General features: G+C 68.5%; 1 pseudogene. It reads left to right on the forward strand.

The features are described 5' to 3' along the window. A pseudogene (gene rho, locus K0M70_RS00880) lies at window positions 1-1,619 on the forward strand (transcription termination factor Rho); the annotation flags it as partial. Window positions 1,620-1,850 lie beyond the last annotated feature (231 nt).

A 1,850-nucleotide genomic window follows, 5' to 3' on the forward strand; every position in this document is an offset into this window, starting at 1 on the left:
CGGGGCAACGCCGGCGGGGACGGCAGCCAGGGCGGGGGCCGCAGCGACGGCGGCCAGGGCGGCGGTGACAGCAGCCAGGGCGGTGGCCGCAGCGACGGCGGCCTGGGCGCCGGTGACGGCAGCCAGGGCGGCGGTCAGGGCGGCGAAGGCAACCCCGGCGGCGGCGAAGGCGGCTTCCGTGAAGGCCGCAACCGCAACCGGCGCGATCGCTTCCGCGACAAGCGCGACCGTCCCCGCGACCGTCCCCGCGACGGCGAGTCGGCTGACGACGCCGGCGGTGGCAACGGTGGTGGCGGTGGTGGTGGCGGCGGTGAGCGCAACGACCGCCCGCTGCCCCAGCTTCCGCCCGACTTCCCCACCTACAGCCTTAACGACCTCAAGCGGATGCCGGCGCACAAGCTGCTGGAGATCGCCGACAAGCTGAACCTGCATGAGGGCGTGGCCCGCATGCGCAAGCAGGACGTCACGTTCGCACTGCTCAAGGTGCTGACGCGGCATCCGCAGGGCGTGGCCGGCGACGGCGTGCTGGAAATCCTGCCCGACGGCTATGGCTTCCTGCGCTCGGACGACGCGAGTTACCTCGCCGGCCCGGACGACGTCTACATCTCGCCCAGCCAGATCCGCCGCTTCAACCTGCGCACCGGCGACGAAATCTCCGGCCGCATCCGCAGCCCCAAGGACGGCGAGCGCTACGTCGCGCTGAACATCGTCGACACCATCAACGGTGAGCCGCCGGAAGCTTCCAAGGGCAAGGTGCTGTTCGAAAACCTCACGCCGCTGTTCCCGCGCGAGCGTTTCCGGCTCGAGCGCGGCAACGGTTCGTCGGAAGACATCACCGGCCGCGTGATGGACCTGATGTCGCCGATCGGCAAGGGCCAGCGCGCCCTGATCGTTTCGCCGCCCAAGGCCGGCAAGACGGTGCTGATGCAGAACATCGCCCAGGCCATCATCCACAACCACCCCGACGTGCACCTGATCGTGCTGCTGATCGACGAGCGGCCCGAGGAAGTGACCGAGATGCAGCGCACCGTGCGCGGTGAAGTCATCTCGTCCACCTTCGACGAGCCGGCCGCGCGCCACGTGCAGGTTGCCGAGATGGTGATCGAGCGCGCCAAGCGCCTGGTCGAACACAAGCGCGACGTGGTGATCATGCTCGACTCCATCACCCGCCTGGCCCGCGCCTACAACACCGTGGTGCCCAGCTCGGGCAAGGTGCTGACCGGCGGCGTGGACGCCAACGCGCTGCATCGCCCGAAGCGTTTCTTCGGCGCGGCCCGCAACGTCGAGGAAGGCGGCTCGCTGACCATCATCGCCACCACGCTGGTGGAAACCGGCTCGAAGATGGACGAGGTGATCTACGAAGAGTTCAAGGGCACCGGCAACAGCGAAGTGCACCTGGACCGCCGCATCGCCGAGAAGCGCGTGTACCCGGCCATCAAATCAACCGCTCCGGCACCCGCCGCGAAGAGCTGCTGATCGAGCCGGACATGCTTCAGAAGATCTGGATCCTGCGCAAGCTGCTGCACCCGATGGACGAGCTGGCCGCGATGGAATTCCTGCTGGAAAAGATGAAGAACACCAAGTCCAACGACGAGTTCTTCAGTTCGATGAAACGCTGAGGCCTGGCCCTGGTGCAAAAAAGCCCCGCTTCGGCGGGGCTTTTTCATGGCCGGGTGGCGCCAGGCTCAGGCACCGTCGAGCGGCGTCAGCAGCTTGAACTGCGCGGCCGTGGGGGCGCCCCCCGCCGGGGGGCCCCTTTTCCGTTGAGGGGGATGTCCGGGCAGCGCCCGGCGCTACGGGCAGCGCACCACGCCCGCCGCGTTGTCTGCATCCACCGATACGCGCACTTG

It is taken from the genome of Arenimonas sp. (genome assembly GCF_019459675.1).
Classification (GTDB): Bacteria; Pseudomonadota; Gammaproteobacteria; order Xanthomonadales; family Xanthomonadaceae; genus Arenimonas.